Below are 6,332 nucleotides of genomic sequence, written 5' to 3'. Positions count from 1 at the left end.
TACTAATACTTTAACCAGACAAGCTTTTTTGATCTGCGTTTCGAATTTGGTTTCTGTATTGATATCATTTCAATTTGCTGAATCTAATTTATCAGAATTTTACATACTAAAGTATCCATTTTATTTATTTATTTATAATTGTGCATCTTTTAATGACAGTTTACTTTTTTTGAATCAAGACTTAAATGAATCCATTTTCTTTAAGGAGTTTTACATTTGCTGTACTACGTTTTAACGATCAGTTTCTCTATAAGAAATGCCTAAATATCGGTCTGTACTTGGTTCAAATTCAACGTTCACAAATACCCCAAATTCTCTATTCCCGCTCTTTACTCTTAGCCATAATTTAAATTTCTCTACCGCTACATTTGTTGATTTCCATTCTCTACCTATATGTAAATAATCAATTATATCTGCTTGTGGATATTGTTCCTTTGTCTTCTCTACGGCAATTTTCCCCCATTTTGCATATGGAGGTTCATATACAGGCGTAGCATGTACAGGAGCCATTTTAAAAATGATTGAAAATAAAACTGAAAAAATAAAAATTAACTGATAAGATTTTTTCATTTTACCTCCTCCTCTGCTCTTTTCTATACTATTCAACCCTTAGAACTAAACTATTCACTGAACTCTACGTCAAAAAATATCATTTTTTACTGTTTCTGTTAATAAAAAGAAATTTTTTACAAATAGTAAGTTTACATGCTTTTTAAGGAGGACTTATTTTGCAAAAAAAATATAAAATCAAAGCAGCTTTCATAATCTTTTGCATTATATGCTTGTCATTTTTTATGGTAAACACGTATTTACCTAAAGATGAAGTAAATGCGTTTACAAGCCAAGTACTAACTAGAGGGTCAACTGGTCAGGATGTAAAAGAGCTTCAGTCACGATTGAAATTTATCGGTTTCTTTAAAGGAAAAGTTGATGGTGTTTTTGGCTGGGGTACGTATTGGTCATTAAGAACTTTCCAAAAGGAATTTGGAATGAAGGTTGATGGAGTTGCAGGTCCTAAGCTAAAAGAAAAATTAGTAAAGGCTACAAAGAATTATAAAGCTTCGGGCACAGCATCCAATACGAAAACGAATAAATCTAACAATATCGTCAGTAAAATAACGAAAACAAGTAATAGCTCAAATAAAAATAATAATAAGAAACAAGTAGAAAACGCACCGAATGGTTATACGAACAATGATATTAAACTGATGGCAAATGCTGTATACGGTGAATCTCGTGGCGAACCATATATCGGTCAAGTCGCAGTCGCAGCGGTTATATTAAATCGCTTAAGCAGTTCTTCTTTTCCAAATTCAATTTCAGGGATCATTTATCAACCTGGTGCATTTACAGCTGTTGCAGACGGCCAAATTAACTTAACGCCAAATGCCAACGCTAAAAAAGCTGTACTTGATGCAATCAATGGCTGGGATCCAACGACTGGATGTATTTATTACTATAATCCTAAAACTGCAACAAATAAATGGATTCGTAAACGTCCTAAAATCTTAACGATTGGTGAACATATTTTTTGCAAATAAACTAAATTGAGGTGTATGTATGAAAAACGCTATCATAATTGGAGCTTTGTCTGTCGCCTTAATTGGTACAGGCTATTGGGGATATACAAAACATCGTGATCTCCAAGAAATGAATAATCAAGCAGAAAATAGTTATCAAAGGGCTTATAATGAATTAACATATGATGTTGATTTATTACATGATAAAATTGGCGCAACTCTTGCGATGAACTCTAGGGCATCCCTATCCCCTGCTCTTGCAGATGTATGGAGATTATCAATTGAATCTAAATCAGACATCGCACAACTACCATTGAAATTTTTACCTTTTGATAAAACGCAAGCTTTTTTAACGAAATTAGCAAATTTCAGTTACAGAACAGCTGTACGCGACCTAGAAAAAGAACCTTTAACTGATGAAGAATACGACACGCTTAAAGCCATTTATAAAAAATCAGAAAGTGTTCAAAATGGGCTTCGTAATGTTCAGTCGGAAATTATTGATAAAAACCTAAGTTGGATTGATGTACAGACTGTTTCCGCTCAAAAAGAAGCGCCAAGAGATAACGTGATTATCAATGGATTTAAACATGTTGAGCAAACAAAAGCTACAGTAGATCAAGATTTTGGACCGACCTTTACTACTGGACCTGAGCAATCAAAAGAGTTAAAGAAGCTGAAAGGTGAGAAAATTTCAGAAAGTGAAGCAAAAAAAATCGCTAAATCTTACTTCCCTATTAAAAATTATAAAGATATAGCTGTAAATAAGAGTTTAGATGGTAGTAGTGAGCCATTCTACTCTGTTTCAATGGAACATAAAAATCCAAAGGCTGATTCTTATATGGAAATAACCGAAACTGGTGGTCACCCATTATTTTTTATTACGAATAGAGATATTAAAAAGCAGCAAATTAGTCTTGAAGATGCTGGGAAAAGTGGCGCAAATTACTTAAAAAAACAAAAATATACGGATATGGAAATATACGATAGCACTCAATACGATACAATTGGCGTATTTCAATTTGTTAAAACTGTAAATGATGTTCGTATATATCCTGAATCTATTCAACTAAAAGTTGCGTTAGATAATGGAAAAGTTATTGGCTTCAATGCGAAATCTTACGTAATTTCAAACCATAAACGCAACATACCTACTCCTAAATTAACGAAAGAGCAGGCTCGCAAAAAAGTTAATCCTAATGTAAAAGTACAAGAGGAAAGATTAGCCATCCTTTTAAACAATCTCAATAAAGAAGTACTATGCTATGAATTTATTGGTACTTTAGCTGATGATACATATGATATTTACGTAAATGCATTGACTGGTCAAGAGGAAAAAGTGAAGAAATTATAAATGAAAAAAGATGCTTAGAGGTTATGTGCTCTAAGCATCTTTTTCTACTTTAAAAAACTCAATTTAGACGTATGTAAGAAAATCATATCATTCCATAGCTATATATACAGTACAATATATACTTGAGGAGTGTGGTTTCATGTTCGTTACGTTATCAAAAGTGGAAATAAATTCTTTAAATGATGCTGATTTATGTTGGGCTTGTATAGAACCTGCTATACACGCTTATAAACAATCTAAAGGAATAGACTTTATAGAGACTTACTATAAAAGTCTCTCCAAAGGTCAACAAGCATTATTTATGTATACCGTTTATTTTAAACATGCATTAAATTCTAAAGAAGAGTATTACTGGTGGACAGCACATTTATTAATGTATAGAAATGCATGGCCTGAGCTTAAGAAGTCATTACTATTCTTTCATGCTCAAGCAATGATTGACCATATAGAGCGGTTTATCTCTCATTTACAATTACGGGAAATGGATGGTGAAAATCCTTCACTTTCAATTTTAAAAAATGATTTTGAATTGCAATCTATGGTCGTATCTTCATTTTCTACATTTCAAAAGCTATCACATTTTACAACGCGGTCTATCAGTCATTATATTCGTCATCATGTATCTGAGTTTGTTCAATTAAAAAATGAACTTAATTAAAACACATGTAAATATTGGAGAATCACGATACTAACCCCTAGGATGACAACATAATAACCAAATACATTAAGTGATTGTTTCTTTAATAAGTTGATCATCCAATTAATTGCTAGATAGCCAAATAATGCTGATGCTAAGGTTCCAATAAAAAGTGGGAAAAATGATATTTGCTCTACCTTGCCCCCTATTAAATCTTTACCTTGTAAAATGATGCCACCAAGAATCGCAGGAGTTGAAAGTAAAAACGAAAAATATGCTGCACTTTTCCGCTCCATCCCTTTGAATAATGCTGCGGCAATTGTTAGTCCAGAGCGTGATACTGCTGGAAAAATGGCAAGTGCTTGGAATGAACCGATAAATAACGCATCTTTCCAAGTTAACTCTTCCATCGACTTTGTACCCTTTCGTTTTTTATCTGCTATAAACAAAATAATGCCAGTAAAAATAAATTCCCAGCCTATCGTTTTTCCAGAAACCGAAATTGCGTCAAAGAAGTCTTTAAATAATAAACCAACTACCACAGCGGGTAATGTGCCGACAACTAACAATAATGTTAATTTAGAAAATGGCTTTTTAATTAACTGCTTCCATTCATTTTGATAAAATACAAACACTGCTAATAAAGTACCTATATGCATAAGTGTATCTAATAATAACCCCGCTTCATCAAGTCCAAATAAATGCCGCCCAATATACAAATGACCTGTACTACTGATTGGAAGAAATTCAGTTAGTCCTTGGATAATTCCTAAGATAAATGCTTCAATACTAGACATTTACGTTTCCCCTTTCAACTAAACTAGTAAAGTATATGCTAAAATTTAGTAATCTTGTCCAAAACTCAGTTATTTTGTACACATATTAACGATTAAATTCCTTAAAAAAAAGCATCATTTTAGATGCTTCTGTATATAGACAAAGTATTAAAGATGCTTTTTGGTTTTCATTACTGAAAATAGTTTACTAGTTGGATCTACTGTTAATTCGTTCACGATGTACTGAGTAGCATCTTGAAGTCTTTGTTCATCAATTGACGTATAAATCCCTAGTTGAGTTAATAATGATAAAATATCCTCGGTTGCGACCATCTGATTTTTTTCGTTTGAAGGAAATAGTCCACCATAACCTCCATTTGACGAATCGAATCGATGAATTCCATAATCTAAAGATGTATACACATTTGAAATTGCACGACCGTAAGTATTATAAAACTGCATTGAACAACGATCTGTTGGGACTGTTTTCAATAAATCTTCTAAGAATAGTTGAATTTGTGGAGGAGTGGCCTTACCAACGGAATCTACAAAGGAGATTTCATCAATACCAATGTCTAAAAATTGATTCGCTAATTTGATTGTTTTTTGAATACTAATACTCCCTTCAAATGGACAACCAAATACGGATGTAATATAGACTCTAGTGTTTTTTCCATTATCATTACACTCACTTACCATTTTCTTAATTTCTTGAACAGTCTGTTGAATAGTAGCTTCTTTCGTAAAATGATTATAAGTTTCACTACTAGAGATAAATAAATTTACTTGATCAGCATCAACAACAAAAGCTCTTGTCAATCCGCGTTTATTCGGTACTAAGACGCTATATTGACAGCTTTCTTTCTTTTTTAGCTTTAAAACTAATTCCGCTGCATGATTGAAATCTTTTTTTTGATTTGTCCTTACAAAGGAAGACACTTCGATATTAAGTACACCACTTTCGGCAAGCAAATGAATCCAATTTAGTTTTTGTTCATTTGATAAATTTAGGTTACTTTGTAATTGTAATCTTGGTCCAATCTCATTTAAAACGACAGATTGTGGAAGCTTCAATAGAATCTACTCCTATATAGAAAATTTGAATTAAAAACAGATCTGTTACACTCCTTCTAATGACCGCAGATACAAAGTCTTGTTTCAAATACTCTTCCTTTAATATAAGTTAGAAAAAGAGATTTTATGATAATTCGATTCTAGTAAATTTATGATCATGAAGGAAAAGCTCCCGTTAAAATACTATTCAAAATGTACTTTCTTTAACGGCACAAAAAAAGAAGACCCCTAATGTGGCCTCCCTTAAACTAATAATCTTTTAACCTTATAAAACTTTACTTAGGAAACTCTTCGTACGTTCATGTTTTGGAAAGTCGAAAATTTGTACTGGTTCATTTTCTTCAACAATATAGCCTTGATCCATAAAAATGACACGATCGCCGACTTCACGAGCGAATCCCATTTCATGCGTAACGATGACCATCGTCATACCTTCTTTTGCTAGCTGCTTCATTACCTCTAATACTTCACCAACCATTTCTGGATCAAGAGCTGAAGTAGGTTCATCAAATAACATAATTTTTGGTTCCATAGCAAGAGCTCTTGCAATCGCTACACGCTGTTTTTGACCACCTGATAATGAATCTGGATAGTTGCTTGCTTTATCTGCTAGTCCAACTTTCTTCAATAGTTCTAAAGCTTTTTCTTTTGCAGCTTCCTTTGAAGAATGACGAACCTTTGTTGGTGCTAACATAATGTTTTCTAATACTGTAAGATGAGGAAACAAATTAAAGTGTTGAAAAACCATGCCAACTTCTGTACGAATATGATTAATGTTCGTTTTCTTATCCGTAATATCAACACCTTCAATTAACACACTACCATCAGTAATTGTCTCTAACATATTTAAACATCGTAGAAATGTTGATTTACCAGAACCAGAAGGCCCGATGACAACGACAACCTCTTTATGTTTGATCGTAATACTAATATCTTTTAAAACTTCTAACGCACCAAATGATTTTTTTAAA

The 6,332-nt window shown here is 32.6% G+C and carries 7 protein-coding genes; 3 read left to right on the top strand and 4 right to left on the bottom strand.

What is annotated here, in order from left to right; genetic code table 11:
• Positions 1 to 231: 231 nt before the first annotated feature.
• On the bottom strand, positions 232 to 570 hold the full coding sequence (locus V7056_RS19985; RefSeq protein WP_499704139.1) for a DUF3889 domain-containing protein: 339 nt from the start codon (positions 568 to 570) through the stop codon (positions 232 to 234).
• A gap of 224 nt (positions 571 to 794) precedes the next feature.
• On the opposite strand from V7056_RS19985, the gene sleB reads away from it, so the two are divergent.
• The 3 genes from sleB (at position 795) to V7056_RS19970 (ending at position 3,532) form a co-directional block, all read left to right on the top strand.
• Positions 795 to 1,541: a spore cortex-lytic enzyme gene (gene sleB, locus V7056_RS19980; protein ID WP_499704140.1), complete on the top strand. Its 747-nt coding sequence runs from the start codon at positions 795 to 797 to the stop codon at positions 1,539 to 1,541.
• A 19-nt stretch (positions 1,542 to 1,560) separates the two neighbouring features.
• The gene (ypeB, locus tag V7056_RS19975; RefSeq protein ID WP_499704138.1) at positions 1,561 to 2,874 is read left to right on the top strand and encodes a germination protein YpeB; all 1,314 of its coding nucleotides are present in this window, start codon (positions 1,561 to 1,563) and stop codon (positions 2,872 to 2,874) included.
• A 139-nt stretch (positions 2,875 to 3,013) separates the two neighbouring features.
• A complete protein-coding gene (locus tag V7056_RS19970; RefSeq protein ID WP_499704137.1) occupies positions 3,014 to 3,532 on the top strand; it encodes a hypothetical protein in 519 nt (172 codons plus the stop codon).
• On the opposite strand, the gene V7056_RS19965 is transcribed toward V7056_RS19970, so the two are convergent.
• From V7056_RS19965 to V7056_RS19955, 3 genes are all read right to left on the bottom strand, one after another.
• Positions 3,529 to 4,308, bottom strand: coding sequence for an undecaprenyl-diphosphate phosphatase (locus V7056_RS19965; protein ID WP_499704136.1), 780 nt, complete (start codon positions 4,306 to 4,308; stop codon positions 3,529 to 3,531). The genes V7056_RS19970 and V7056_RS19965 overlap by 4 nt on opposite strands.
• Before the next feature lie 147 nt (positions 4,309 to 4,455).
• Entirely contained in the window at positions 4,456 to 5,361 is a 906-nt protein-coding gene (locus tag V7056_RS19960; protein ID WP_499704135.1) for a hydroxymethylglutaryl-CoA lyase, read from the bottom strand.
• 265 nt (positions 5,362 to 5,626) lie between these two features.
• The coding region (locus V7056_RS19955; protein ID WP_499704134.1) for an amino acid ABC transporter ATP-binding protein at positions 5,627 to 6,332 on the bottom strand (706 nt) is incomplete at its 5' end.

Origin of the sequence: Bacillus sp. JJ664, assembly GCF_036962205.1 — a bacterium.
Classification (GTDB): domain Bacteria; phylum Bacillota; class Bacilli; order Bacillales; family Bacillaceae_G; genus Gottfriedia.
This window is presented reverse-complemented; position numbering and strand designations above follow the sequence as displayed.

What these genes read in the sequence shown, in the direction of transcription:
- ypeB (WP_499704138.1), top strand. Translation starts at nt 1,561, where the DNA reads ATGAAAAACGCTATCATAATTGGAGCTTTGTCTGTCGCCTTAATTGGT.
- V7056_RS19970 (WP_499704137.1), top strand. Translation starts at nt 3,014, where the DNA reads ATGTTCGTTACGTTATCAAAAGTGGAAATAAATTCTTTAAATGATGCT.
- V7056_RS19965 (WP_499704136.1), bottom strand. Translation starts at nt 4,308, where the DNA reads ATGTCTAGTATTGAAGCATTTATCTTAGGAATTATCCAAGGACTAACT.
- V7056_RS19985 (WP_499704139.1), bottom strand. Translation starts at nt 570, where the DNA reads ATGAAAAAATCTTATCAGTTAATTTTTATTTTTTCAGTTTTATTTTCA.
- sleB (WP_499704140.1), top strand. Translation starts at nt 795, where the DNA reads ATGGTAAACACGTATTTACCTAAAGATGAAGTAAATGCGTTTACAAGC.